General features: G+C 72.1%; 21 protein-coding genes. 16 read left to right on the top strand and 5 right to left on the bottom strand.

Annotated features, from left to right (window positions below; all coding sequences use genetic code 11):
* Positions 1-63 precede the first annotated feature (63 nt).
* Positions 64-2,022, top strand: coding sequence for a DUF6807 family protein (locus Q9S71_RS06575; protein ID WP_311861306.1), 1,959 nt, complete (start codon positions 64-66; stop codon positions 2,020-2,022).
* Between the two features lie 225 nt (positions 2,023-2,247).
* Here Q9S71_RS06575 and Q9S71_RS06570 read toward each other — a convergent pair whose 3' ends face one another.
* Together Q9S71_RS06570 and Q9S71_RS06565 are read right to left on the bottom strand one after the other, a co-directional pair.
* Complete coding sequence (locus Q9S71_RS06570) at positions 2,248-3,165, bottom strand: carbohydrate ABC transporter permease (protein ID WP_064002564.1); 918 nt, start codon at positions 3,163-3,165, stop codon at positions 2,248-2,250.
* Positions 3,155-4,090, bottom strand: coding sequence for a carbohydrate ABC transporter permease (locus tag Q9S71_RS06565; RefSeq protein ID WP_064002565.1), 936 nt, complete (start codon positions 4,088-4,090; stop codon positions 3,155-3,157). Before Q9S71_RS06565 ends, Q9S71_RS06570 begins: the two co-directional genes overlap by 11 nt.
* A gap of 126 nt (positions 4,091-4,216) precedes the next feature.
* Between Q9S71_RS06565 and Q9S71_RS06560 the strand changes: the two genes are divergently transcribed.
* The 4 genes from Q9S71_RS06560 to Q9S71_RS06545 all read left to right on the top strand — a co-directional run bounded on the left by Q9S71_RS06560 (position 4,217) and on the right by Q9S71_RS06545 (position 8,366).
* On the top strand, positions 4,217-5,347 hold the full coding sequence (locus Q9S71_RS06560; RefSeq protein ID WP_311861305.1) for a dienelactone hydrolase family protein: 1,131 nt from the start codon (positions 4,217-4,219) through the stop codon (positions 5,345-5,347).
* A 250-nt stretch (positions 5,348-5,597) separates the two neighbouring features.
* Positions 5,598-6,881, top strand: a complete 1,284-nt coding sequence (locus Q9S71_RS06555; RefSeq protein ID WP_311861303.1) for an ABC transporter substrate-binding protein — start codon at positions 5,598-5,600, stop codon at positions 6,879-6,881.
* Between the two features lie 69 nt (positions 6,882-6,950).
* Positions 6,951-7,625 (top strand): rhamnogalacturonan acetylesterase, encoded by a 675-nt coding sequence (locus Q9S71_RS06550; RefSeq protein ID WP_311861301.1) that lies wholly within the window; start codon positions 6,951-6,953, stop codon positions 7,623-7,625.
* A 24-nt stretch (positions 7,626-7,649) separates the two neighbouring features.
* Entirely contained in the window at positions 7,650-8,366 is a 717-nt protein-coding gene (locus Q9S71_RS06545; protein ID WP_311861300.1) for a class I SAM-dependent methyltransferase, read from the top strand.
* Positions 8,367-8,434: 68 nt separating this feature from the next.
* Here Q9S71_RS06545 and Q9S71_RS06540 read toward each other — a convergent pair whose 3' ends face one another.
* A complete protein-coding gene (locus Q9S71_RS06540; protein WP_311861299.1) occupies positions 8,435-9,781 on the bottom strand; it encodes an HNH endonuclease signature motif containing protein in 1,347 nt (448 codons plus the stop codon).
* Positions 9,782-10,017: 236 nt separating this feature from the next.
* A complete protein-coding gene (locus Q9S71_RS06535) occupies positions 10,018-10,974 on the bottom strand; it encodes a M24 family metallopeptidase (protein WP_311861711.1) in 957 nt (318 codons plus the stop codon).
* Positions 10,975-11,145: 171 nt separating this feature from the next.
* On the opposite strand from Q9S71_RS06535, the gene Q9S71_RS06530 reads away from it, so the two are divergent.
* The 9 genes from Q9S71_RS06530 to Q9S71_RS06490 all read left to right on the top strand — a co-directional run bounded on the left by Q9S71_RS06530 (position 11,146) and on the right by Q9S71_RS06490 (position 19,846).
* A complete protein-coding gene (locus Q9S71_RS06530) occupies positions 11,146-12,138 on the top strand; it encodes a LacI family DNA-binding transcriptional regulator (RefSeq protein WP_311861297.1) in 993 nt (330 codons plus the stop codon).
* Positions 12,139-12,247: 109 nt separating this feature from the next.
* Positions 12,248-13,579: a Gfo/Idh/MocA family protein gene (locus tag Q9S71_RS06525; RefSeq protein ID WP_311861295.1), complete on the top strand. Its 1,332-nt coding sequence runs from the start codon at positions 12,248-12,250 to the stop codon at positions 13,577-13,579.
* A complete protein-coding gene (locus Q9S71_RS06520) occupies positions 13,576-14,508 on the top strand; it encodes an NAD-dependent epimerase/dehydratase family protein (RefSeq protein ID WP_311861294.1) in 933 nt (310 codons plus the stop codon). The genes Q9S71_RS06525 and Q9S71_RS06520 overlap by 4 nt, the downstream gene beginning before the upstream one ends.
* Positions 14,505-15,404 (top strand): 5-dehydro-4-deoxyglucarate dehydratase, encoded by a 900-nt coding sequence (locus tag Q9S71_RS06515; protein ID WP_311861293.1) that lies wholly within the window; start codon positions 14,505-14,507, stop codon positions 15,402-15,404. The genes Q9S71_RS06520 and Q9S71_RS06515 overlap by 4 nt, the downstream gene beginning before the upstream one ends.
* A complete protein-coding gene (locus Q9S71_RS06510; RefSeq protein WP_311861292.1) occupies positions 15,401-16,486 on the top strand; it encodes a mandelate racemase/muconate lactonizing enzyme family protein in 1,086 nt (361 codons plus the stop codon). Before Q9S71_RS06515 ends, Q9S71_RS06510 begins: the two co-directional genes overlap by 4 nt.
* A gap of 1 nt (position 16,487) precedes the next feature.
* The gene (locus Q9S71_RS06505; RefSeq protein ID WP_311861290.1) at positions 16,488-17,936 is read left to right on the top strand and encodes an aldehyde dehydrogenase (NADP(+)); all 1,449 of its coding nucleotides are present in this window, start codon (positions 16,488-16,490) and stop codon (positions 17,934-17,936) included.
* Entirely contained in the window at positions 17,933-18,892 is a 960-nt protein-coding gene (locus Q9S71_RS06500; protein WP_311861288.1) for a serine hydrolase domain-containing protein, read from the top strand. Before Q9S71_RS06505 ends, Q9S71_RS06500 begins: the two co-directional genes overlap by 4 nt.
* 186 nt (positions 18,893-19,078) lie before the next feature.
* Complete coding sequence (locus tag Q9S71_RS06495) at positions 19,079-19,378, top strand: hypothetical protein (protein ID WP_311861286.1); 300 nt, start codon at positions 19,079-19,081, stop codon at positions 19,376-19,378.
* A 36-nt stretch (positions 19,379-19,414) separates the two neighbouring features.
* Complete coding sequence (locus Q9S71_RS06490; RefSeq protein WP_311861284.1) at positions 19,415-19,846, top strand: hypothetical protein; 432 nt, start codon at positions 19,415-19,417, stop codon at positions 19,844-19,846.
* Positions 19,847-19,852: 6 nt separating this feature from the next.
* On the opposite strand, the gene Q9S71_RS06485 is transcribed toward Q9S71_RS06490, so the two are convergent.
* Positions 19,853-20,716 carry an AraC family transcriptional regulator gene (locus tag Q9S71_RS06485; protein WP_311861282.1) on the bottom strand — a complete coding sequence of 288 codons (864 nt, stop codon included), beginning with the start codon at positions 20,714-20,716 and terminating at the stop codon, positions 19,853-19,855.
* A gap of 93 nt (positions 20,717-20,809) precedes the next feature.
* On the opposite strand from Q9S71_RS06485, the gene Q9S71_RS06480 reads away from it, so the two are divergent.
* Entirely contained in the window at positions 20,810-24,049 is a 3,240-nt protein-coding gene (locus tag Q9S71_RS06480) for a DUF5107 domain-containing protein (protein WP_311861280.1), read from the top strand.
* The gene (locus tag Q9S71_RS06475; protein ID WP_311861278.1) at positions 24,046-25,350 is read left to right on the top strand and encodes a cellulase-like family protein; all 1,305 of its coding nucleotides are present in this window, start codon (positions 24,046-24,048) and stop codon (positions 25,348-25,350) included. The genes Q9S71_RS06480 and Q9S71_RS06475 overlap by 4 nt, the downstream gene beginning before the upstream one ends.

Raw genomic sequence — 25,350 nt, 5'->3', positions numbered from 1 at the left:
CCGCGGAACGACAAAGGGAAAGCGCTTGCTGGCATACTCGAAGGAGCCGACGAAGGAGTCCCCGTGACCGTCCCCCGACGAACCCGCATCGTCCTCGCCGGAGCCCAGGGCTTCGGCACCGTCCACCTCGAGAACCTGCGCCGCCTCGGCGACCGCGTCGAGCTTGTCGCCGTCGCCGACCCGACCCCCGTGCCGCCCGAGAACCTGCCCGCCGGCACGCAGGCGTTCGCCTCGCTCGCCGACGCGCTCGACGCCGTCGACGACGTCCACGTCGTCATCGTCGCGACGCCGCTGCACACGCACGCGGCGCTCGCGGGACTGGTCGTCTCGCGCGGCATCGACCTGTACCTGGAGAAGCCGCCGGTGCTCTCGTCGAGCGACTTCGCCCTGCTGGCCGAGGCGGCCGCCGCCTCGGGGTCGCGGATCCAGGTCGGGTTCCAGAGTCTCGGCTCGCTCGCGATCCCCGCCCTCATCGCCGACGAGTTCGGACTCGGCCCCATCCAGGCGATCGGTGCGGTCGGGCTCTGGTGCCGCGATCAGGCGTACTGGGCGCGCAGCCGCTGGGCGGGCCGCCGCACCCTCGACGGTTTCCCCGTGCTCGACGGCGTCGTCGCCAACCCGCTCGCGCACGCCACCGCGACCGCCCTCGCCGTCGCGCAGTCGACCTCGGCGTCGGACGTGAACCAGGTCACCGCCGACCTCTACCGCGCCAACGACATCGAGGGCGACGACACGAGCGTCATCCGCCTGTCGACCGGCCGCGGCATCCGCGTCACCTCCGCCCTCACCCTCTGCGCCGAGCAGGACGAGGACCCGTACGTCCTCATCCGCGGCACCCGCGGATCCGCGAAGTTCTTCTACACCGAGGACGTCGTCGAGACCGCCGACCGTCGCGTCGAGTTCGGCCGCATCGACCTCGTCGAGAACCTGCTCGACCACCGCGACCACGGCGCGCCGATGCTCGCGCCCCTGCACGAGACCGGCGCGTTCGTCCGGGTGATGGATGCCGTCGCCGACACCGAACCCGTCGCGATCGACGCGGCGCACGTGACCTGGAACGAGTCCGGCCCCTCCCCGCGGATCGTGCTCGCCGGCGTCCGCGACGCGGTCGAGCGCGCCGTCGACGCCGAGGCGACCTTCGCGGAGCTGCACCTGCCGTGGGCTGCGCAGACCGAACCCGCCGTGCTGGCGGACCTCGCCGCGTCGGACGCGGCACCGCATCCGGTCGCCGTCCTCGTCGACGGCGCCGACGTGACCCGCTCGTCGAGCCCGCGGCCCTACCTCCACCCCGTCCGCACCCCCGGAGGCGTCGTCGTGACCGACACCCACCCGGCCGACCACGACTGGCACCTGGGCATCAGCGTCACGCTGCAGGACGTCTCGGGCGTCAACTTCTGGGGCGGTCGCACCTACACCCCCGGACGCGACTACGTCTGGCGCGACGACCACGGGCGCATCGTCGCGACGCGCGTCGAGGGGGCGGCATCCGCTCTCGAGGCCGAGTTCGCGTGGATCGGTCGCGACGGCGCGCACATGCTGACTGAGTGCCGACGGATGACGGTGGCCGAGGCCGGGCCCGGTGCGACCACGATCGACCTGTCGTTCGAGCTCACCACGCGGGCGGGCACGCTGCACCTCGGCGGCCCGGGCAGCAACGGCCGCGTCGGCGGCGGCTACGGCGGGCTGTCGTGGCGCCTGCCGGCCGCGACCGACGTCGACGTCCGCACCTCGGCGGCGCGCGGGGAGGAGGCGGTGCACGGCACCGTCGCCCCCTGGCTCGCCTGGTCCGCGCAGTTCGAGGGCGGCCCTGCGACGGTCGCGATGGCGCCGCTCGACGAGGCCTCGGCCGCCGACCCGTGGTTCGTCCGCGTCGCGGGCTACCCCGGGATCGGCGCGGCGCTCGCGTGGGATCGCGCGGTCACGCTGGCCCCCGGCATCCCGGTGTCGCGCTCGTACCGCCTGCTCGTCGCCGACGGCCGCCTGTCGGACGACGAGGTCGTCGCCGCCCTGCGGCTCGGCTGACCCGCGGCGGCGGCTGCTGGTAGCGCGAAAGCGCCACGCGGTGCCGAAAGCGCCCCCCAATGCGCGGCAACAACCGGCGCTCTCGGCACGGACGCGCGCTTTCGCGTGCACGCGACGAGCGGATGCCGGCACGCAACGCCCGCACGCGACGAGCGGATGCCGGCACGCAACGCCCGCGCGCGACGAAGGCGGCGACCCCGCGGCCGCCGCCTTCGCGCAGACGTCTTACTTGATGCCGGTCGTGGCGATGCCGCGGATGAGGAAGCGCTGCCCGAAGAGGAACGCCAGGAACACCGGCACGAGCGAGACCACCGACATCGCGAACATGCCGCCGAAGTTCGACGCCCCCTGCGCCGACATGAACTGCCGGAGCGCCAGCGGGACCGTGAACAGGTCGGGGTTGTTCAGGTAGATGAGGGCGCCGAAGAAGTCATTCCACACCCAGACGAAGGTGAAGATCGCCGTCGTCGCGAGGGCGGGCGTCATCATCGGCAGCAGGATCTGCAGGAAGATGCGGGCGTGACCGGCGCCGTCGATGCGGGCCGCCTCGTCGAGGTCGCGGGGGATGCCGCGGATGAACTGCACCATCAGGAAGATGAAGAACGCGTCGGTCGCCAGGGCCTTGGGCAGGATGAGCGGCCAGAACGTGTTCACCATGCCGAGCTGGCTGAACATGATGTACTGCGGCACGATCACGATGTGCACGGGCAGCATGATCGTGACGAGCATGATCGCGAACATCGTGCGCTTGAAGTGGAAGTTCAGCCGCGCGAAGGCGTAGGCCGCCATCGAGCACGAGATCAGGTTGCCGACGATCGATCCGGCGACCACGACGATCGAGTTCCAGAGGTAGGTGCCGAACGAGGGCGACAGGGCGTTCCAGCCCTCGGTGTAGTTCGAGATCTCGAACGACAGCGGCCAGAGGCCCGGCAGACGGAAGATCTCGTCGTTGGGGCGCAGCGAGCTGACGACCATCCACAGCAGCGGGTAGAGCATCAGCGCGGACGTCGCGATCAGGAAGACGTGCCGGGCGACGACGCTCACCTTCGAGCGACCGCCGAGGGCGGCGGACTGCCGGCGACGGATGCGCTGCCGCTCCTGGGCGAAGCGCCGGTCGCGGGTCGTGATCAGTTCAGTCGTCATAGAACACCCACAGCTTGGAGAGAGCGAAGTTCACGGCGGTGAAGCCCGCGATGATGGCGACGAGCAGCCAGGCCATCGCCGAGGCGTAGCCCATGTCGAAGGCCGTGAACCCCTTCTGGTAGAGGTACAGCGTGTAGAAGAGGGTCGAGTCCGACGGGCCGCCGGAGCCGCCCGAGATGATGAAGGCCTGCGTGAAGGCCTGGAACGCCCCGATCATCGACAGCACGAGGTTGAAGAAGACGATGGGGCTCAGCAGCGGCAGCGTGATGGAGAAGAACTGCCGCACGGGGCCGGCGCCGTCGACGGATGCCGCCTCGTAGTACATGACCGGGATCTGTCGGAGGCCGGCGAGGAAGATCACCATCGGGGCGCCGAAGCCCCAGACGCTCAGCAGGATGATGGTCGACAGCGCGGTGTCGGGGTTCGAGATCCACCCCGGCCCCTCGATGCCGAAGACCGCGAGGAACTGGTTGACGATGCCGTCGACGCCGAAGATCTGCTTCCACAGGATCGCGACGGCGACCGACGAGCCGAGCAGCGACGGCAGGTAGAACATCGAGCGGTAGAACGCGAGTCCGCGCAGCCCCTTGTCGAGCAGCAGCGCGACGCCGAGGGCCGCAGCCATCGCGAGCGGGACCCCGACGAGCACGTAGACGAAGGTCACGCCGAGGGATGCCGCGAGCCGCGGGTCCTGCGCCATGCGCACGTAGTTGTCAAGCCCGATCCACTCGGGGGCGTTGAAGAGGTCGTACTTCGTGAACGACAGGTAGAGGGATGCCAGGATCGGCAGCACCGTCACGAGGATCAGGCCGAGCAGCCACGGGGCCAGGAAGACGAGTGCCGCCTTCGTGTCCTTCGGTCGCTCGCGCGGCCCGCGTTTGCCGCCGCCGCGGCGCAGCTGGGACAGCTCGCTGATCGCGCTCATCCGGGTCCTCCTCGACACTTCCGACGGTCGTCTGCGACCGCCGTCATCACGCTCAGAAAGCGCTTTCTGCGACGATACACTATCGAGCGGAGCGCACAAGGCGATCCCCGAAGACGAGGAGCCGCGATGGCCGATCCCGCCCGTCACGACGAGCAGCCGCAGAGCCTTGGACCGATCGCCGGCTACGGCGACTGGCCCGCGTTCCTCGCCCGCGAAGACGTGCCGGCGGACGGTCCCGGGCCCCGTCCGGCCCTCGCTCGCGCGCTCGGGCTGCGGCGGGCGGTGGCGAGCGATCTGCGGGTCGAGCGCGAGTGGCGGACGGACGGCATCCACGGCCGCGAACTCACCTGGCAGCTGCCCTACGGTCCCCGCACACGGGCCTGGCTGCTGCGCCCCGACGACGACGGCCGCCCCCTGCCCGGACTGCTGGGGCTGCACTGCCACGGCGGCGTGCGTTCGGTCGGCGCGGAGCAGCTGGTCGAGACCGACCGCCAGCCGCACCCTTCGGCATCCCGTCTGCGCGACGCGGTCTACGGCGGGCGGGCCGTCGCGAACGACCTCGCCCGCGACGGTTTCGTCGTGCTGGCGCACGACACGTTCTCGTGGGGCAGCCGGGCGTTCGACCTCTCGCATCCGACGCCGCGGCTGGCCGGGCTCATCGCGGCGCGCGAGGCGCTCTGGCGCGAGGAGGGCGTCGCCCCGACCGACGCCGAGCGGTTCGACGCGATCGCGTCGCTGCACGAGGACTCCCTCGCGAAGGCGGCCGGCATGCTCGGCACCTCGTTCGCCGGGGCCGTCGCGACCGACGACCTGGCCGCGTTCGACGTGCTCGCCGGCTTCGAGGGGGTGGATGCCGCGCGCCTCGGCACGTTCGGACTCTCGGGCGGCGGGGGGCGCGCCGTGCTGCTGCGCGCCCTCGACGACCGCGTCCGCGCGAGTGTCGTCACGTGCATGATGGCGACCTTCGCGTCGATCGTGCCGAGCGAGCTCGACACCCACTCGTGGTTGCTGAACAGCCCCGGCATCCGTGCCGCCGGCGACCTGCCGGAGATCGCGGCATCCGCTGCTCCGCGCGACCTGCTGGTGCAGTACGGCGAGCGGGATCCGCTGTTCCCGATCGGGGGCATGCGGGATGCCGACCGGGCCCTCGCGGGCACGCCCGGCTACCGCGGCTCGTTCTTCGACGACGGTCATGTGTCGAGCGTCGCGATGCAGAACGAGGCGCGGGCCTTCTTCGCGGCGACGCTCGCGGCGTGACCCAAGCGAGACACAACGATCGTTGACAATCTCGACGCGACGACGCTACGGTCCGTCAGTAAGCGTTTTCTCAGTGGTGAGAGAACAGCCGAGAAAACGTTTGATCCGCGAAGGAGCGGCATGACCTCGATCACCTTCGGCCCGACCCGACACGATCACCCGGCCACCGGTCGATCGACCCTCCGCTCCGCCCGGATCACCCCTGTCCTGCTGCGCGCCCTCCGCCGCCGCACCGTCTGAGAGGAACCCCATGAAGAACCGACGCCTCCTCGCCCTCGCCGCTGCCGGCGTGGCGCTGGCTGTCACACTGACCGGTTGCGGCGGTGGCTCCGGCGCCGGCAACGGCGACGAGAAGATCACCCTCCGCTTCGCGTGGTGGGGCAGCGACGAACTGAACGCCATCAAGGACGAGCAGATCAAGCTGTTCGAGAAGGCCCACCCGAACATCACCGTCGAGGGTGAGCCGAGCGAGTACAACGGCTACTACGACAAGCTCGCGACGCAGGTCGCCGGCGGCGGCGCCCCCGACGCGTTGCAGATCACGTACGACGCACTGCCGCTCTACGTCAGCAAGAACGCGATCGCCGACATCAGCGCCGACGTCGACCAGGACACCTTCCAGGCCGGGTCGCTCGACGCGGGCATCATCGACGGCAAGTTGTACGCGCTGCCGACCGGTGTCGGTTCGCGCGGCATCATCGTCAACCCGGCCGTGTTCGAGGCGGCGGGGGTCGCGATCCCCGACGACACGTCGTGGACGTGGGACGACTACATCGAGATCGCCAAGGAGATCTCCGACAAGTCCGGCGACGGCGTCTACGGGTCATCCGCGATCTCGAACGATCAGTCGCTCATGGCGTTCGCGCGCCAGAACGGCGAGGACCTGTACACGGCCGACGGCAAGTTCGGTGTGAGCGAGGCGACGGCGCAGAAGTTCTTCGAGTTCTCGAAGGATCTGCAGGACTCGGGCGGTTCACCCGACGCGTCGACAGCCGCGGAGGACGCGTCGGCGTCCCTCGAGCAGAGCCTCATGGGTCAGGGCAAGATCGGCATGACGTTCGCGCCGCTGAACTTCATCGGCATCTACGCGGGCGCCTCGGGTCAGGAGCTGAAGATCCTCAACGTGCCCGGTGACAGCGCCGGCAAGGTGGGTCTCGTCATCCAGCCGACCGTCCAGTACGCGGTGTACTCGAAGTCGAAGCACCCGAAGGAAGCGGCCATGCTGATCGACTTCCTGCTGAACAGCGAGGAGGCGGGCCCGCTCAACAAGCTGACCCTCGGCATCCCGGCCGACCCGACGGTGCTCGAGGCGATCACGCCCGACCTGACCGATTCCGAGAAGGAGCAGGTGGCCTTCATCGACCGGCTGTCGCAGGCCGGCGGCACGCCGCAGAACCCGATCGCGCTGCCGACCTCGCAGCTCGGCCCGATCATCACGAAGCTGCTCGACGACGTCACGTTCGGCAAGACGACTCCGGCGGATGCCGCCAAGGAGCTCATCTCGCAGGTCGACACGGCGCTCGCCGCGAGCTGACAGACGGATGCGGCGGTCGGGATCTCCCGGCCGCCGCATCGCCATGTCCGGGAGCATTGGAGGATGCGGATGACCTATCACCTGGCCGGCGACTCGACGGTCGCGCCGATGACGGCCGGCGAGGAGCCGATGGCGGGCTGGGGCGAGTGCCTCGACGAGTTCGTCGGGGCGTCGGTGCGCAACCACGCGTTCGGCGGGGCGACGACCGAGTCGTTCCTGGCGAGCGGGACGTGGGCGCGGTTGGTCGCCGACGTGGCCGAGGGCGACACGGTGGTGATCCAGTTCGGCCACAACGATCAGAAGGAGCCGGAGCTGCTCGCGTCTCGCGGTGGGTACACGGATCGGTTGCGGCGCATGGTCACGGAGGTCCGCGCGCGCGGGGCTCGGCCGGTGCTGTGCACGTCGTGCGAGCGTCGCTGGTTCGCCGGGGATCGCGTGACGCCGACGCACGGCGACTATCCGAACGCGGTGCGCGACCTCGCCGCCGCCGAGGGCGTCGACCTGATCGACCTGACGGTGTTCACGACCTGGCTCTACGAGGATCTGGGGGATGCGGCATCCGCTCGGCTCCTGTCGCACTATGCGCCGGGCGAAACGACGGCGTGGCCGGACGGGCTCGTCGACGACACGCACTTTCGGATCGAGGGCGCGCGGCGCATCGCGCGGTTCGTCGCGCAGAGTCTGCGCGCCATGGAGCGTCGCGACGGGGATCAGCCGGCGAAGGGGTCGACGTTCACGGCGTGAGGGGGCGCTGCCTACGCTGGGGGCGTGACGGATTACGACCCCCGAATCGTCGACCTCTACGACGTCGACAATCCCGACGGTCCTGATCACGACTTCTACCGGGCGTTGGCCGATCAGTGCGGGGCGCAGAGCATCCTTGATCTCGGATGCGGGACCGGAATGCTGACGGTCACCGTGGCCCGCGCCGGGCGCCGGGCGGTGGGGGTCGACCCGTCTCACGCGATGCTCGAGGTCGCGCGCCGCCGCGACGGTGGGGACGAGGTCGAGTGGGTCGAGGGCGACAGCCGCGTGGCACCGTCGGGGCCGTTCGATCTCGCCCTGATGACCGGCAATGCGGTGCAGCACATCCCCGACGCAGATTGGGGACGCACCCTCCGCGACCTGCGCGCGCGGATGCGACCGGGCGGGACGCTGTCGTTCGAGAGCCGCAATCCGGCCTTTGGCGAGTGGGAGTCGTGGTCCGCGGCGCCCACGCATCGCGACACTCCGCACGGGATCCTGACCGAGTGGATGGATGTCGAGGTGGTCGACGACCGCGTCGTGCGGTTCCGCGCTCACAACCGCTTCGCGACGGGCGAAACCGTCGTCGAGGAGCAATCGCTCGTCTTCCGTGACCGAGGCGAGATCACGTCTGATCTGACGGCAGCGGGTTTCTCCGTGGACCGCGTCGCCGGCGAGTGGGACGGCACACCCTTCGACGGGACGTCGCGCGTGATGATCTTCGTGGCGCGTGCGCTGTAGATGAGGCAGGGCCGGCACGTCGAGGTGCAGCGCATGATCCCATGTGTGACGACGCGGGCGACCATGCGTCAGAACGGTGGAGGTCCCGCGGATGCGTTCGACGCTGGCGGTGGTGGTGCGGCAGGGGTGAAGGCGACGGCCGGGGTGGGTGCGTCTTCTCTGTAGGTCCTGCCGAGGGGTGAGGTCCATTCCAGGACGCCACCCATCAGTTGTCGGACCCGCCATGCGGTGAACTGCTTCATCGAGTGATGCCGCTGGCACAGGTGCGCCAAGTTGGTGAGCTCGGTTCGTCCGCCGAGGGCGTGGTCGTGGGTGTGGTCGACTTCGCAGCGGATCGCGGCGATGCGGCATCCGGGGAACCGGCAGTGCTGGTCGCGGGCTTGCAGGAATCGTCGCATCCCGGACGGGACCCGGTAGGAGTCGGTGGCGACGGTGACCCGGGTGGTGGGGTCGTGGAACAGCCGTTCCCACACCCCGGTGCCGCCTGCGAGGGTGCGGGCCGTGGCCGGGTCGATGGGGGTGCGGCCGGCGAGGTCGCACGGTCCGTCATCCTCACCCGTCAGGGTCGACGCCGGAACCAGGATCTGCACGCGGGCGCGGATCGCGCCGAGGGGCCCTGCGGTGGTGTCGCGCGTGTCATCGAGGGCGGGTGTCCCGGCGAGAAGGAGATCCGCCAACACGTCCGCGCGCACCTGGTCCGTCGAGCGGGCGTCCGTCGCAATCACATCAGCGGAGTCTGCCTGCGTTGCTGCGCGTTCGTCGCGCGTGTCGATGATCGCCCGCGCCTGTTGCGTGAGTCGGTCGTGGATGCCCTCGGCGATCACCGTCGGGAGGGTCGCGACCAGGTCGCTCATCCCGTCCCGCCCGGGAACCAGCCGCACGCAGCGCCCGGCGGCGGCTTCCTCGTGGCGTTCCGCGAACAAGCGGGGGTGCATCCGATGAGCGAGGATCTCAAGCTCACCCCGCACCCGATTCGGGGTGTCCTGCTCACACCGGGTGATCGCGACGGTCTCGAACTCCGCCCACATCTCCGCCGGGATCGATGTCCCGGTCTCGACGATCAGGAACGCGTGCCCCCGAATGATCCGGCCCTGCTCCCACGCCTCGACCGTGGCAGGAAACCCTTCGATCAGTGTCCGCGCCTCGCCGATGCGTCGCTGCACGGTCCGGTCGGTGACCCGCATGACCCCGCCGACCTCCGCAGCGATTGATCGGAGGGCCATGTCGTGGACCTGCACGCGGGCGTTGCGCTGCGCGGTCTGCGCCTCCGCTAACCGGCCCGCTGCGGCGAGCATCCGGAGCTCGCGGATCTGCACGCGAGCAAGCTCGAGACCAAGGTCACCCGCGTCCGCGACGATGCCCGCCAGCGTGGCGAGATAGTCCTCGCCACCGGGGGTTTCCGCGGCATCCGTCATACCCTCACTCTGCCACCGACCACCGACATCCACCCCCGCAAAATCGGGCGAGAACACCCGTTATGCACACCCCGAAAATGAGAGTCCTCTCATCTCGCAGGAGGGTCGGGATCCGCACACGCGCCGCACCGCTCACACGCAAACGCACCGACTTCGGAGACCGTCACCGGATTCGGATCACACTCCAGGCACACGCCGAATCCGACGCACATGTCCGAATTCGCCAGCACCCTGCCTCAGCCGAACGCGCGCGCCACCGGCCTCCGCAGCCCCGCGAAATCGACGGTCGGCCACGCCGGGTCCAACGTCAGCACCTCAATGCCAGCCTCGGTCACGAGCACGGTGTCCTCGACCTTCGCGCCGGGCGCGCTCGGGTTCCAGGCGAACGCGTGCCCGGGCACCACGGCATCCGTCGTCAGCGTCGTCGCGCGGGGGTCCCGGCCGGCGTACCCGGTCGGTCCGCCCTGATGGTGCTTCGTCCACTCGTCCGCGTCGAAACCGGATGCCGCGTACCCGACCGTCCCGGCCGCGAAGACCTCGTCGAGCCGCGCGCCCGGACGCGTCGCGGCGAAGAACGCCGCCTCGACCGCGAGGATCCGCTCGTCGTCGGCCCCCGCCTCGCCGACCCAGCGGGTCGCGTTGGCGATCAGGCCATGGCGGCGCCCGCAGACCACGAGCATCGCCCGACGCCCGAGCACCCCCTCGGTGGGGAGCGGATGCCGGTGGGGCAGCCGCTCCTCGCCCGCGACGAGGATCACGAGCGGATCGATTCCCCGCGCGACGAGACCCTCGGCGAGCGCGGCCGCGGCCGACCGCTCGGATGTCGACGCGCGAAGACCGGCGGCGACCGCCGTCAGAACCTCCGCCGTCTCCCGCCCGAGCTCGCGGTAACGATCGGCCTCCGCGGGCAGCAGCGACGCCCGCGCCGCGCGCAATGTGGGGGCGACCTCCGCCTCGGTCAGCCCGGCGCCCGCCGCCTCGAGCACCGGCTGATGCCAGGGCACGCGCACGACTCGCTCGGCATCCTCCGGCAGCAGCTCCTCGGCGATCAGCCGGTCGGCCTCGTTCGCGCTCACGAACAGCGTGTCGCCCTCGTCGTCCACCCGCACCGCGAGCACGGGCGGACCGGCGAGCGATACGTGCGTCCGCGCACCCTCGAGGTACCAGGCGAGGGCTTCGTGCGACGAGAGCACGAGCGGGCGACCACCGGCATCCCGTCGCACCGCCTCGACCCGCGCGCGTTTCGCGGCGCGGTCGGCAGCAGATCCGGACATCATCGTCTCCCGTCATAAAACGTTTCCTCGCATAGTATGGCCACACCGACACGCGCGACGCGCACGCCGGTCAGGCGCGAGGGGGAGCCGATGGCAGGGGCCAAGCAGACGACGATCACCGACGTCGCCAAGCACGCCGGTGTCTCACTGGCGACCGTCTCGCGCGTCATGAACGGCAACGCGACCGTCGACCCGGCCCTCGCCGAGCGGGTCCGCGCCTCGGCCACCGAGCTCGGCTACTCCGCCAATCCGCTCGCCCGCAGCCTCGTCCTCGGAAAGACGCAGACGATCTCGGTCGTCGTCCCCGACCTGTCCAACCCGACGTTCCAGGGCATGCTCCGCGGCCTCAGCCGCGCCGCCGTCGCCGACGGCTACCACGTGCTCGTCGCCGACTCGGATGAGCACGAGGAGCAGGAACGCCTGCTCGCCCTCGAGTCCCGCCGCCGGTCCGACGGTCTCGTGCTCTGCGCTCCACGTATGTCGGATGCCGCCCTGGCGGAGGTCCTCGCCGAGGTCGCCCCCGTCGTGCTCGTCAACCGCGCGGGCGACGCCCCGAGCGTCGCCGCCGACTACCGCACCCCGCTCCGAGAGGTCATCGACCACCTCTACGGCCTGGGTCATCGCCGCATCGCCTACCTCGCCGGCGCCAAGCGCAGCGCGTCGAACGCCCAGCGCCTCGCCGCCCTCGACGACGCCCGCACGACGCTCGACGGCTGCGAGATCCTCGAGATCCCCGCGGGCGTCGACTTCGCCGCGGGCGCCGATTCCCTGGACGCGGTCCTCGACTCCGGCGCGACCGCGGTGCTCGCGTTCAACGACCTGTCCGCGATGGGTCTGCTGAGCGCTGCCACCGAGCGCGGCCTGAGCGTGCCCGGCGACCTGTCGATCGCCGGCTTCGACGACATCCCGTTCGCGCGCTACACCTCCCCCGCCCTGACGACGGCCGCCGTCCCGACCGCCGAGCTCGGCGCGCTCGCGTGGCGCGCCCTCCGCGCGCTGCTGCAGGGCGAGTCGCCCGAGGCGACGCACACCGTCGTGCCCGAGGTCATCCTCCGCGGCACGACCGCCGCGCCCGCGCGCTGAAACGATCGAAGATCGCTCCTCGCGGTGCCAGCAGGTTCCGTGCTACCGTCGAGAAAACGTTTCCTGAGCCGGTTTCCCGGCTCGGAGGAGTCCGGCACGAAGGAGAGCCATGACCACCCGGTACGCCCTCGTCGGCGCAGGCCACCGCGCACAGATGTACGTGGACGCCATCGCCGACGACTACCGCGACCGCGCCGAACTCGTCGCGATCTGCGAGCCGAACCCGACGCGCGCGCAGTTCTACGTCGACCGCCTCGTCGGTCACGGCCTCGCCGCCCCCACCACCTGGCAGCCCGACCAGCTCGAGGAGATGATCCGCGCCGAGCGCATCGAGCGGGTCATCGTGACCGCGCGCGATGACCTGCACGCCGAGCTGATCGTCCGATCGATGGATGCCGGGGCCGACGTCGTCGTCGAGAAGCCCCTCACGATCGACGCACCGAGCGCCGCCGCCATCGAGGCGGCCGCCGAGCGCACCGGACGCTCCGTCGTCCTGACGTTCAACTACCGCTACGCCCCGCGCAACACGGCCCTCCGCCAGGTCATCGCCGAGGGACGCATCGGCCGCGTCACCTCGATCGACTTCTCCTGGATGCTCGACACCCAGCACGGCGCCGACTACTTCCGCCGCTGGCACCGCGAGAAGGAGCACTCCGGCGGCCTCCTCGTGCACAAGTCGAGCCACCACTTCGACCTCGTCAACTGGTGGATCGCGCAGCGCCCCCGCCGCGTGTTCGCGTCCGGCGCCCTCCGCTTCTACGGCGCCGAGAATGCGGCGGCCCGGGGCCTCGGCGACCGGCCCGACCGCGGCACGCACGACGGCGACCGCGACCCGTTCGAGCTCGACCTGCGCGGCGACGAGCGCCTGCGGGCGCTGTACCTCGACGCCGAGCAGCACGACGGCTACGTCCGCGACCGCGACGTGTTCGGCCCCGGCATCACGATCGAGGACAACCTCGCCCTCATCGTCGACTACTCCGGCGGCGCCACCCTGTCGTACTCGCTGAACGCCCACGCCCCCTGGGAGGGGTACCGCGTCGCGATCAACGGCACCGAGGGCCGCGCCGAGCTCGAGGTCGTCGAGCGGGGCGCCGTCCTCGTCGGCGACGGCCTGCACCCGGTCGTCGACCCGAGCGCGGTGCAGGATGCCGACCGCTCGAGCCTGCGTCCCATGGGCGAGCGTCTGCTGGTCCAGCGCCACTGGGAGGAGGCCGTCGAGGTACCGATCGTCTCGGGCGAGTCCGCCCACGGCGGCGGCGACGCCCTCCTGCTGGCCGACGTCTTCGCCGGGCCTGTCGACGACCCGCTGGGTCGCCCCGCGGACTGGACCGACGGCGTGCGCTCGATCGCGGTCGGCATCGCCGGCAACCGCTCGCTCGAGACGGGCCTGCCCGTGCGGATCGCCGACCTCGGCGTCACGATCCTGCAGGACACCGAATGAGCCGCGTCGTCGTCACGGGCGGCTCCGGCCGGCTCGGCCGCAACCTCGTCGCCGGGCTCGCCGCGCGCGGGCACGAGGTCGTCTCGCTCGACCGCGCCCCCTCCGACGACCTGCGCATCGACGGGGTCGAGCAGATCTCGATCGACCTCCTCGACGCGGCGGCGACCCGTGACCTGCTCGCCCGCACGAAGGCGGACTCCCTCGTCCACCTCGCCGCGATCGCGGTGCCGTTCAGCGCCCCCGAAGACGTCATCATGCGCACGAACACCGGACTCGCCGTCTCGGTGCTGGGCGGCGCGGTCGAGGCGGGCATCGGGCGCATCGTCGCGGCATCCAGCCCCACCGTCCTCGGCTACGGCAACCCGTCCGGCTGGCTGCCCGACGCGCTCCCCCTCGACGAGGAGACGCCGGCACGGCCGTGGAACGCGTACGCGCTGTCGAAGCTCATGATCGAGCAGACCGTGACGATGCTGCACCGGCGCACCGGTGACGACGTCCGGTACGCGACGTTCCGCCCCTGCTACGTCATTGCCCCCGAGGAGTGGGCCGGCGCCCCGACCCAGCAGGGCCACACGGTCGCCGAGCGCATCGCCGACCCGGCACTGTCGGCCCCGGCGCTGTTCAACTACGTCGACGCGCGCGACGTGGCGTCGTTCGCCGACCTGCTGCTGGGGGCGCTCCCCAACATCCCGAACGCCGAGGTGTTCTTCGTCGGCGCCGACGATGCGCTGGCCGACGCTCCCCTGGCCGAGCTCCTGCCGCGCTTCGTTCCCGGGACCGACGACCTCGCCCGCACCCTCACCGGCACCTCGCCGGCATTCTCGAACGCGAAGGCGGCGCGCGTGCTCGGCTGGCGGCCGCAGCATTCCTGGCGCGGCGAGATCGCCGCAGCCTCGTCCACCCTCGATCGAAAGGACGTGCCGGTATGAACTTCCGCGGCATCCTCTTCTTCCCCGTCACCCCCTTCGACCCGGCCGACCGCGTCGAGACCGACCTCCTGACCCAGCACGTCCGTGCCGGAGTGGATGCCGGTGCCGGCGGCGTCTTCCCCGCGTGCGGCACGGGCGAGTTCCACGCCCTGTCCGCGAGCGAGTCGGCACTCGTGGTGCGCACGGCGGTCGAGGCCGTCGCCGGCCGCGTCCCCGTCGTCGCGGGAGCGGGCGGCCCGCTGGGCCACGCGGTCGAGGTCGCGCGCTCCGCCGCCGACGCCGGCGCCGACGCGCTCCTCGTCCTGCCGCCGTACCTCGTGGGCGCCCCGCAGCGCGGGCTCGTCGCCTACGTCGAGGCGATCGCCGCGGCATCCGATCTACCCGTCATCGTCTACCACCGCGGCTCGGCGGCGTTCACGGCGGACTCTATCCGCACGCTCGCCGCGAACCCGAAGGTGGTCGGCTTCAAGGACGGCGTCGGCGACATCGGCGCGACGCAGCTGATCGTCCGCGCCGTGGCGGATGCCGGGCGTGAGGACTTCGCCTTCTTCAACGGCTTGCTGACCGCCGAACTGACCCAGGGCGCGTACCGCGGGATCGGCGTGCCGCTGTACTCGTCGGCGGCCTTCGCGATGATCCCCGACGTCGCGAACGCGTACTACCGCGCGTACGTCGACGGCGACGAGGTGCGTCGCCTGGCGATCCTCGACGGCTTCTACGCCCCGCTCGTCGCACTCCGCGACGAGACCCCGGGCTTCGGCGTCTCGCTCATCAAGGCCGGGCTCCGCCTCGAGGGCCTGCCGGTCGGCTCGGTGCGCGCGCCGCTCGTCGACCCGACGCCCGCGCAGGAGGCCCGCCTCGCCGAGATCCTCGCCGCGGGTCGCGCACTGCTGTGACCACGATCTCCTCGTTCGACGCCCGGCTCATCCGGGTGCCGCTGACGCGCCCGTGGGCCGCCGACGTCACCTCGGTGGGCGTCGTCGCGACCCACGTGATGCGCGCGGACGGCGCCGAGGGGTGGGGCTTCTCCTGGACCCCGCAGATCGGCGCCGAGGCGGTGCTCGCCCTGCTGCAGCAAGACATCCCCGCCTTCGCCGTCGGCCGCTCGGCCGACCCGGCAGAGATCTGGCCCGAGCTCTGGCGCCACCTGCACGAGGCGGGCGGCGGTGGGCTCACGACGATCGCGATCGCGGGGCTCGACCTCGCCCTGTGGGATGCCGCGGCCCGCGCCGCCGGAGCCCCGGTCTCGACCCTGATCGGTCGCCGCCGCGAGTCGGTGCGGTCCTACGGCAGCGGAATCAACCTGCACTACGAGCTCGACGACCTGCTCGCGCAGGCGCGGCGCTGGGTCGATGCCGGCTTCGGCGCCGTGAAGATGAAGGTCGGCAGCCCCGACCTCGCGCGCGACGTCGAGCGCGTCGCCGCCGTGCGCGACGTGATCGGACCCGACCGCGCGCTCATGGTCGACGCGAACCAGCGGTGGGACCTCGACCGAGCGACGACCGCCGTCGAGGCACTCGCGGCATCCGGCATCGCGTGGATCGAAGAGCCGCTGCGCGCCGACGACCTCGCCGGGCACATCGAGCTCGCGAGGCGCCTGCGGGCCGGATCGGGTGTGCCGATCGCGCTCGGCGAGAACGTGCACACCCGCTACCGCTTCGACGACTTCGTGCGCTCGGGCGCGGCGCAGGTCGTGCAGCCGAACATCGTGCGGGTCGGCGGGATCACCCCGTTCCTCGAGATCGCCGGCGACGCGCACGCCGCCGGCGTCGACCTGCACCCGCACCTGCTGCCCGAGCTCTCGGGCCAGCTCGCCCTGACCCTGCCGCAGGAGGTCCTCGTCGAGGACATCGAGGATGCCGCGTTCGGCGCCCTCGGTGCGCTCGAGGGCCCCTCCCCCGTCGCGATCGCGGACGGAACCCTGACCGAGGTGCCCCACGAGGGCCTCGGACTGCGCTTCACCCACCGGAAGGACTGAGATGACCACGTCTCCCGAAGAGCTCACCCGCCTCACCGACGCCGCCGCGGCCGCCGCCCCGATCTGGCGCACCTCGTCCGCCGACGACCGCGCCCGCTGGCTGAGCGCGATCGCCGACGCGCTCGACGCGAACGCCGACGAGCTCGTCGCGATCGCCGACCGCGAGACCCGCCTCGGCGCCGTGCGCCTGCGCGGCGAGGTCGGGCGCACGACCGGTCAGCTGCGCCTGTTCGCCTCGGTCGTCCGCGAGGGTTCGTACCTCGAGCTGACGGTCGACGACGCGGATGCCGCCGCCACCCCACCCCGCCCCGAGCTGCGTCGTCTGCTGGTCGGTGTCGGCCCGGTCGCCGTGTTCTCGGCATCCAACTTCCCGTTCGCGTTCTCGGTCTGCGGCGGCGACACGGCCTCGGCCCTCGCGGCCGGCAACCCCGTCATCGTGAAGGCGCACTCAGGCCACCCCGAGCTGTCGGAGCGCACCGCCGCGATCGCGATCGAGGCGCTCGCCGCGACCGGCGCGCCCGACGGATCGCTCGCCCTGATCGAGGGCCGCGAGGCGGGGAACGCGCTCGTGCAGCACCCCGTCATCCAGGCCGCCGGCTTCACCGGGTCGCTCTCGGGCGGACGCGCGCTGTTCGACCTGGCGAGCGGACGGCCCGACCCGATCCCGTTCTACGGCGAGCTCGGCAGTGTGAACCCGGTCGTCGTCACGACCGATGCGGCAGCGGCTCGCGGCGACGCGCTCGCGTCGGGCCTCGTCGGCTCGTTCACCCTGGGAGCCGGCCAGTTCTGCACGAAGCCGGGAGTCGTCTTCATCCCGCGGGATACCGGCATCGAGCAGCTCGTGGCCGACGCCGTCGCCGGCACGGCCGGTGGACCGCTGCTGACCGATCGCATCACGACCGCGTTCCCCGACGGCATCCGCGACCTCGAGGCCGACGCGTCGGTCGAGGTGCTCGCCCACGGTGCTGAGACGCCCGACGGCGCGCGTCCCGTGGTGTTGACGACGGATGCCGCCGCCGTCGCCGAGCGGGCGGAAACCCTGCTCGCCGAGGTCTTCGGACCCGTGACCCTGCTCGTCCGCTACGGCGACGAGGCCGAGCTGCTCCGCGCGCTGCACGCGGTGCCGGGCAGTCTCACCGCAACGCTGCACAGCGAGGCGGGCGAGGACGTCGCCGAGGTGCTCGAGCTGCTGCAGCTGCGCGCCGGTCGGGTGCTCTTCGCGGGCTGGCCGACGGGCGTCGCGGTGACGTGGTCGCAGCAGCACGGCGGGCCGTGGCCCGCGACGACGTCGCTGCACACCTCTGTCGGCGCGACCGCGATCCGCCGGTTCCTGCGCCCGGTCGTGTTCCAGGACGCGCCCGAGGCACTGCTGCCCGAGCCGCTGCGCGACGCCTCGCTGGCGCGACTGCCGCACCGCCGCAACGGCGTGCTGCAGGTGCCCACCGCATGAGCGCGGCGTTCGACCTCGTCCGCGGGCACGTCGAGGCGGGCCGTCTGCCGTCGGCCGTGCTCGGCGTGGCCACGGCCGACGGGACGGTTTCGCTGGAGGGGTTCGGGGCCGCGGCATCCGCTCGGTACCCGCTCTTCTCGATCACCAAGCCGCTGCTCGGGATCGCGGCTGCGCGGGCGATCGAGCGCGGGCTGCTGACGACCGAGACGCCGCTTCGGGCCGCCGTGCCGGAGTTCGGCTCGGGGCGCGACGACACCGTGCTGCTGCGGCACCTCGTGTCGCACACCGCGGGCATCGCCGAGCCGCCCCTCGACCCGGTGACGCCGCTGCGGACCGAGCTCGTCACGCGGGGACGGGACTTCGTCGCGGGCAGCGCCTCACGGTACTCGTCGCTCGCGTTCGAGGGCATCGCCGCGCTCGTCGAGCACGCGACCGGGCAGGGGTGGGCGGATGCCGTGGCGCAGTGGGCCGGCGAGATCGGCGCCGACGGGCTCAGCCTCGACCACACGCGCTCGATCGAGGTCGTCGACGCGGAGGCGTCGGGTGTCGACATGGCGCGGTTCGCCGCTCTGCGGCATCCGGGCGCGGGCATGGTCGGCCGCGCGGAGGACCTGCTGCGGCTGGGATCCGAGCTGCTGCGCATCGAGGGCGGGGCGACCGGCCGCATCCTGCAGCCGGCGACGCTGGCGATGATGCGCCGCCCGCTGACGGGCGACATCCCGCGGCTGGAGCCGTACCCCGCCGAGAGCGGGCAGGACTGGGGCTTCGCCTGGAACCTCCGCACGCGCGCGCCCGGCCTCATCGACCGGGACGTCTACGGCCACGGCGGCTGGGCCGGCACCGAGTTCTGGGTGCACCCCGGTGCGGGCGTCACCTGGGTGCTGCTCACCAACGCCGTCTCGCGCCCCGGCGTCGACCTCGACGCGCTCGACAACGCGGTGGTCGCGGGGCGCTGACGGGCGCGGGGGCGCGCTTTCGCGTGCGGGGCCACCCGGCATCCTGTCCACATCATGTGATCTCGCCGAGACCACACGATATGAACGGTTCACGACCTGTGCTCTCGTTGCGAGCACATGATGTGGACGGTCGGGGGGGGTGCGAGCCCCTCGACGCGAGACGCGGCAGGTGGCACGATCGGCCTCATGGAGTCACTCATCCTCCAGCGCATGCGGATCGACCGCACGCGGACGTGGGGGCGCTTCCTGCTGATCGGCGGGGCGTTCTGGCTCGTCCTCTCCGTTCTGCTGCTCGCCGCCGACCCCTCCGACATCTCGGGCTTCGCGTTCCTGGGGCTCACGATCGGATGGATGGCTGTGGGTTTCCGGCAGCTCGCGAAGCACCGGGCAGCCGTCGCGGCCTTCGAGACCGAGCACGGGGCGGATGCCGGCACGCAACAGCCCGTCCGGATGCCGAGTCGCGTGCGCGGCCGGTCGGAGAGTTGACGAGATCGGTTCGGATCGCCCCGATAACCTGAGGCGGTGCCTGCCCGTCCTCTGCTTTCGGCATCCGCCTCGGTCGGACTCGCTCTCGTCCTCGTCGGCTGCACGGGCGGACGGGGCGTGCCGGTCCCGGCCGGGGGCGACGACCTCGACGCCTGTCCGGTCACCACGATCGCGATCGAGGACCTCGCCGCCGTCGGTGAACCCGGTTGCGATCTCGTCGGGTCCACGATCGCGCTCGACGGCGACCTGACCCTCACGGTCGGCTCCGTCGGCTCGACCACCACCGTCTCCTCCGACGGGGACGAGACCAGCGCCGTCCTCGCCAACTGGGGCGTCCCGGGAATCGGTGTGTACACGACGCGCGACGGACGGCTCGACCGGGTGTGGTCGACGAGCCCTGCGGCGGAACAGCTGCAGCATGAGCAGGCGGATGTGGACGGGGTCACCGCCGGCGCCACGAAGGGCTGACCCCGCTCATCCCTTCCGCTGCTCGCGGTACGCGCTCGGCGCGACGCCGTGGGTGAGGCGGAACCGCCGCGAGAAGTAGAACGGGTCGTCGATACCGACGCGGCGCCCCACCTCGGCCACCGGCAGATCCGTCGTGTCCAGCAGATGACGCGCGCGCGCCATCTTCAGGGCGAGGTGGTGCGCGATCACGCCGCCGCCGGTCGCGTCGCGGAAGAGGGCGGCGAGGTGCGAGGGCGAGACGCCGACCATCGCGGCGAGTTCCCCGACGTGGACGTTCCCGTCGACACGCTCCTCGAGGTAGCGCAGGGCGCGCTCGAGCGGGGTGCCGTGCTCGGGCAGCAGCCGATCGACGGCGAGTTGCGTGAACAGACGCCACGCCATCCCGGATGCCGCGATCAGCCGCGCCGGCGTGGTGTCGCGCGCGAGCGACGTCGAGATCTCGTCCAGCAGCGCCGTGACCCGCTCCACACCGCGGAGCGACAGCGTCACCCTCTCCGCCGTCACCCCGGCCGCCTCCAGCAGGTCGCCGACGTCCGTCCCGCGGACGTGACACCACCAGATCGTCCAGGGATCGTCCCTGTCGGCACCATAGGAATGAGGGATGCCGCCCGGCAGCACGATCGCGGTGGCGGTGCCCACCCGCATCCGCTGGCCATCGGTCTCGACCCAGCCCGATCCCGCGACGCAGACGATCACGATCGTCTCGGCGGCCCCGGCTGGCCGGTGCCGCCCGTGCTCCGATGCCCGGGGGAAGTAGCCCGCATCGGTCACGACGATGCGCCGGGTGACGGGGCGCGACAGGGCGGCCTCGACGAGGGGGCGGGGCACGACACTGAGTCGCTGATGCTCGAAACCGTCCGCGCGCTCCATGTCCCCATCATGGCGCAGCTGATCGTCGGATCGTCCATGTCCGTGCCGTGATCGGCCATGGCCCGCCGCGCGACCGGGACGTAGATTCGCACCGTGACCGACGACGCCGCCGCGCCCAGCCGCATCCATCTTCCCGACGCCCCCGCCGACCAGCGGGCGCTGCTCGAGGCCGGCGGCGTGGCGTGCTGGGCCGAGGACGTCATCATCGACACGTACGAGCCGGGCGACCCCGACCCCTACCCGGCCTTCCTCGACCGCCGCGTCTACCAGGGCTCGAGCGGGCGGGTCTACCCGCTGCCGATGGTCGAGTCGATCTCGCACGAGAAGCAGCCCCGCGCGTGGCGGGCGATCCACCTCGAGAACGCGTACGTGAGGCTCATGCTGCTGCCCGAGCTCGGCGGCCGCATCCACACCGGCTACGACAAGGTCGCCGGCTACGACTTCTTCTACCGCAACAACGTCATCAAGCCCGCGCTCGTCGGTCTCGCCGGCCCGTGGATCTCGGGCGGCGTCGAGTTGAATTGGCCGCAGCACCACCGGCCGGCGACGTTCCTGCCCGTCGACAGCCGCATCGAGCGAGAGGACGACGGCGCCGCGGTCGTCTGGCACAGCGATCTCGACCCACTGCAGCGCATGCGGGGCGTCCACGGCGTGCGGCTGCGCCCGGGATCGTCGCGCGTCGAGCTCGACGTGCGCCTGCACAACCGCACCGACGTGCCGCAGACGTTCCTGTGGTGGGCGAACGTCGCCGCCCGGTCGCACGAGCGGTACCAGTCGTTCTTCCCCGACGACGTCCGCTACGTCGCCGACCACGCCCGTCGCGCGATCACCGCGTTCCCCCGCGCGGACCGGCCCTATTACGGCGTCGACTACCCCGCCCTCGCCGCCGAGCGAGCGCAAGCGGACCGCATCGACGTCTACAGCAACATCCCGGTGCCGACCTCGTACATGATCACCGACACCGAGGACGGCTTCTTCGGCGGCTACGACCACGCCGCCGACGCCGGCTTCGTCCACTGGGCCGACTCGGCGATCTCGCCCGGCAAGAAACAGTGGACGTGGGGCGACGGCCCCGTCGGCCGCGCCTGGGACGACCAGCTCACCGACACCGACGGCCCGTACGTCGAACTCATGGCCGGCGTCTACACCGACAACCAGCCCGACTTCGCGTGGCTCCTGCCCGGCGAGACGAAGGCGTTCACCCAGCACTGGTACCCGATCCACGCGATCGGTCCGGTGCGACAGGCGACGACGGATGCCGCGGTCTCGGTCACGATCGAGGGCGACCGCTCGCGCATCGGCGTCCTCGCCACGCGCGCGCACGGAGCGGCTCGCGTCGAGGTCGAGGTCGAGGGCGGCGGTCGTGAGAGCGTCGACGTGTCGATCGGGCCCGACGCGCCCGCGGTGGTCGAGGTCGCCGGCACCGCCCGGGCGGTCTCGGTGGTCGCAGGGGACGAAGAGCTCGTGCGCTGGGTCCGTCGCGACACCGACGCCGGCGAGCCGTGGGCCGCCACGGCGCCCGAGCCACCGGAGCACATCGCGGGCGCCGACGAGCTGCTGCTCACCGCGACGCATCTGCTGCAGTACCGGCATCCGACCCGGTCTCCCCTCCCCTACCTGCGCGAGGCGCTGCGCCGCGATCCCGGCGACGCGCGCGCCCATACGATGCTCGGTGCGTGGCACCTCGCGCGGGCGGAATACGAGGCGGCGCGCGAGCACCTCGAGGCGGCCGTCGCGCGCGAGACCCGTCGCAACCTCAACCCGCGCGACGGCGAGGCGCTCTACCTGCTCGGGCTCGCGCTCGAGCGTCTCGGCGAGCGCACCGACGCCGACCGGCGATTCGCGCGCGCGGCGTGGAACGCGGCTTGGGCGGCTCCGGCATCCCTCGCCCGTGCTCGACTGGCGCTCGGTGGGGGACGACCGGCGGACGCGCTGCGCCTCGCGGATGCCGCCGGGGCGATCCCCGAGGCACGTCGACTGCGGGTGCTCGCGCTGCGGCGGCTCGGCCGCGCGGACGAGGCGACGGCGCTGCTGCAGGCCCTCGTCGCCGCCGACCCGCTCGACCCGCTCACGGTCCTCCTCGCGGGCGGGGAGCCACCTGCCGATCCGCGCGCGGCGCTCGACGCGGGCGCCGAGTTCGCGCGCTCGGGCGAGTTCGACGCCGCGCTCGCGGCGACGGCGACAGCGGCGGGCGGCGTCGCGGGCTTCGGCCGTCTCGAGCCGGTCCGCCGCGTCGTCCGTGCTGCATGGGCGGATGCCGCGGGGCTCACGGACCTTGCCGTCGCCGAGCGCGCGGCAGCCGACGCCCTCGGTCTCGGCGGTGCGTTCCCCGCCGGGCTCGACCAGCACGACGCCCTGGTCGCCGGCGCCGCCGCTGGTTCGGCCGCCGCCGCGGGGATGCTCGGCGCCTGGCTGCTCGATGCCGGGCGGGACGCGGACGCCCGGGCGACGCTCCTGGGGGCGCGGGAGCTCGGCAGCGAGGACCCCGTCGCGCTGCGGAACCTCGCCCTCGCGACCGTCCGCGCCGGCGGCAGCCCCGACGACGCCGTCGCCCTGTACGAGGACGCACTCGCCCGTCGCGCCGATCCGCGTCTCGTGCTCGAGCGCGATCTGCTCGCGCAGCTGACGGGGACGGATGCCGCCACCCGCCTCGCGCTGCTCGAACGCCATCCCGCCGCGCTCGACGCCCGCGACGACCTCGCCGTCGCTCGCATCAGCCTGCTGCTGGACGCGGGACGGCTCGACGACGCGTGGCGGATCCTCACGACGCGCGCCTTCCGCCCCTTCGAGGGCGGCGAGGGTGTCGTGATCGCCGCCTACGACCGCGCCGCGTGCCTGCTCGCGCGCCGGGCCTGCGACGACGGACGACCGGATGCCGCCGTGGCGCTGCTGACCGGAGGGATCGACGCTCCGGCGAATCTGGGCGAGGGGCGGCATCCCGCCGTCCCGCAGGCGGAGCGCTTCGTCGCGCTCGGCGACGCGCACCTGCTCGCCGGGGACGAGGCGGCCGCCCGCTCGGCATGGGAGCGGGCGTGCGCGACGACACCGCTCGCGGTCGCACCTCGGCCCGCCGATGAGGCGACGTTCTGGATCGGGATCGCGCACGCCCGCCTCGGCGACGGGGCCGCCGCGGACGCGGTGTGGTCGGCGCTTGACGCGCGGGCGGCGCGGCTCGAAGCCGCGCCCGACGAGGTCGACTACTTCGCGACGTCGCTTCCGGAGCTGCTCGTGTTCGATCTCGACACCGCCGAACGCCGGCGGGCCGAGGCGGCGCACCTGCGCGACCTGGCAGCCGCCGGCCGTGCCACAGCGAACGAGAGGATGACGTCATGACGGATCGCTACCTGGGGTCGGGGAACCTGCCCGAGACCCCGTACGGACCGACCGGACCGATCCCCGCGCATCTGCCCGATCGCCTCGCGATCACGCTGTGGGACTTCTCCTGGTACACCCGCGCCGGCGAAGGCGACGTGTACGCCGACCTGGATGTCGCGTGCGCCGACGCCGCAGCGCTGGGCTACAACGCGATCCGCATCTGCGCCGCTCCCCTGCTGCTGTTCGGCGACCTCGGACTCGACGACCTCGCCCGCAACCTCTCGATAGAGGGGCTCGGAGCCGCGGCATCCGGCGGGTACTACGGGCAGCGGACGCGCTGGTACGACACCCCCGGCGGCTACACGATCGACGTGCATGCACATCTCGCCGCGCTTCTTGTCGCCGCGCGGCGGCACGGGCTCGTCCTGATCCTGTCGAGCTGGGAGTACCAGCAGTCCTGCGCCTTCGCCGCGTCGCCTCGGTGGTTCGAGGCGATCGACGCCGTGCCGTTCGAGGATCGCTACCGTGTGCTCGCGGACGCGTGGGACCGGATGCTCGCCTGGATCGACGAGCAAGACGCGCGCGACCTCGTCGCCCTCGTCGAGATCCACAACGAGGTCGACTTCTCGATCGTGCCCGCGGTGACCGACGGCGGGGCGACCGAGGTGGAACGGCTGCGGGCGCGGCATCCGGACCTGATCGTCACGGCGAGCATCGGCAAGCCTCCTCACCTGGCGATGCATCAGCTGCCCGCCGGGCTCGGCGCCGCGCAATGCCATGTCTACAGCTATGGTGTGCTCGACGAGCTGCAGAAGCGCATCGACATCCGCTCGGAGGGCAGCGACGACTTCCCGAACGCCGGATTGCGCGCCCTGCTGCGCGCCGACGCCCCCACGCCCGCGGAGTACGGTCGCCCCGCCGAGTGGAAGCTGCGCGCGACGGTCGTCACCGACCAGATGATCTACGGCTACGACTGGGTGGATGCCACCGCCTGGGACGCGTGGCTCGACGCCGAGTATCCCCGATACGCCGAGGTGATGCGGCGCGAGATCGAGTCCCGCGTCATCGCGATCGCGGAGTGGGCGCGCTGGCAGGGTGTGCCGGCGCTGGTCGGCGAGGGCTGGGTCGGCTACACGCCGCTGCACGGCGGGTTCGAGGAGTCGGCGACCGGTCGCGAGCTGGCGGAACACGGCATCCGCACCGCACTGGACCGCGGCGTGTGGGGCGTCGTCCTCTGCTCGAACGCCGCCCCGCACCACCCGATGTGGCAGCTGCGCGACTGGCAGCAGCGCGTGAACGCGCTCGTGCGCGCGCGCTGA

Source organism: Microbacterium gawkjiense, assembly GCF_031932225.1.
Taxonomy (GTDB): Bacteria; Actinomycetota; Actinomycetes; order Actinomycetales; family Microbacteriaceae; genus Microbacterium; species Microbacterium gawkjiense.
The sequence above is the reverse complement of the archived record's forward strand: the minus strand, read 5'-3'. Positions and strand labels throughout refer to the sequence as shown.

Excerpts from the sequence above, each read along its gene's own strand:
- Q9S71_RS06570 (WP_064002564.1), bottom strand. The coding sequence starts at position 3,165 with ATGACGACTGAACTGATCACGACCCGCGACCGGCGCTTCGCCCAGGAG.
- Q9S71_RS06565 (WP_064002565.1), bottom strand. The coding sequence starts at position 4,090 with ATGAGCGCGATCAGCGAGCTGTCCCAGCTGCGCCGCGGCGGCGGCAAA.
- Q9S71_RS06560 (WP_311861305.1), top strand. The coding sequence starts at position 4,217 with ATGGCCGATCCCGCCCGTCACGACGAGCAGCCGCAGAGCCTTGGACCG.
- Q9S71_RS06555 (WP_311861303.1), top strand. The coding sequence starts at position 5,598 with ATGAAGAACCGACGCCTCCTCGCCCTCGCCGCTGCCGGCGTGGCGCTG.
- Q9S71_RS06550 (WP_311861301.1), top strand. The coding sequence starts at position 6,951 with ATGACCTATCACCTGGCCGGCGACTCGACGGTCGCGCCGATGACGGCC.
- Q9S71_RS06540 (WP_311861299.1), bottom strand. The coding sequence starts at position 9,781 with ATGACGGATGCCGCGGAAACCCCCGGTGGCGAGGACTATCTCGCCACG.
- Q9S71_RS06530 (WP_311861297.1), top strand. The coding sequence starts at position 11,146 with ATGGCAGGGGCCAAGCAGACGACGATCACCGACGTCGCCAAGCACGCC.
- Q9S71_RS06525 (WP_311861295.1), top strand. The coding sequence starts at position 12,248 with ATGACCACCCGGTACGCCCTCGTCGGCGCAGGCCACCGCGCACAGATG.
- Q9S71_RS06520 (WP_311861294.1), top strand. The coding sequence starts at position 13,576 with ATGAGCCGCGTCGTCGTCACGGGCGGCTCCGGCCGGCTCGGCCGCAAC.
- Q9S71_RS06515 (WP_311861293.1), top strand. The coding sequence starts at position 14,505 with ATGAACTTCCGCGGCATCCTCTTCTTCCCCGTCACCCCCTTCGACCCG.
- Q9S71_RS06505 (WP_311861290.1), top strand. The coding sequence starts at position 16,488 with ATGACCACGTCTCCCGAAGAGCTCACCCGCCTCACCGACGCCGCCGCG.
- Q9S71_RS06500 (WP_311861288.1), top strand. The coding sequence starts at position 17,933 with ATGAGCGCGGCGTTCGACCTCGTCCGCGGGCACGTCGAGGCGGGCCGT.
- Q9S71_RS06495 (WP_311861286.1), top strand. The coding sequence starts at position 19,079 with ATGGAGTCACTCATCCTCCAGCGCATGCGGATCGACCGCACGCGGACG.
- Q9S71_RS06485 (WP_311861282.1), bottom strand. The coding sequence starts at position 20,716 with ATGGAGCGCGCGGACGGTTTCGAGCATCAGCGACTCAGTGTCGTGCCC.
- Q9S71_RS06475 (WP_311861278.1), top strand. The coding sequence starts at position 24,046 with ATGACGGATCGCTACCTGGGGTCGGGGAACCTGCCCGAGACCCCGTAC.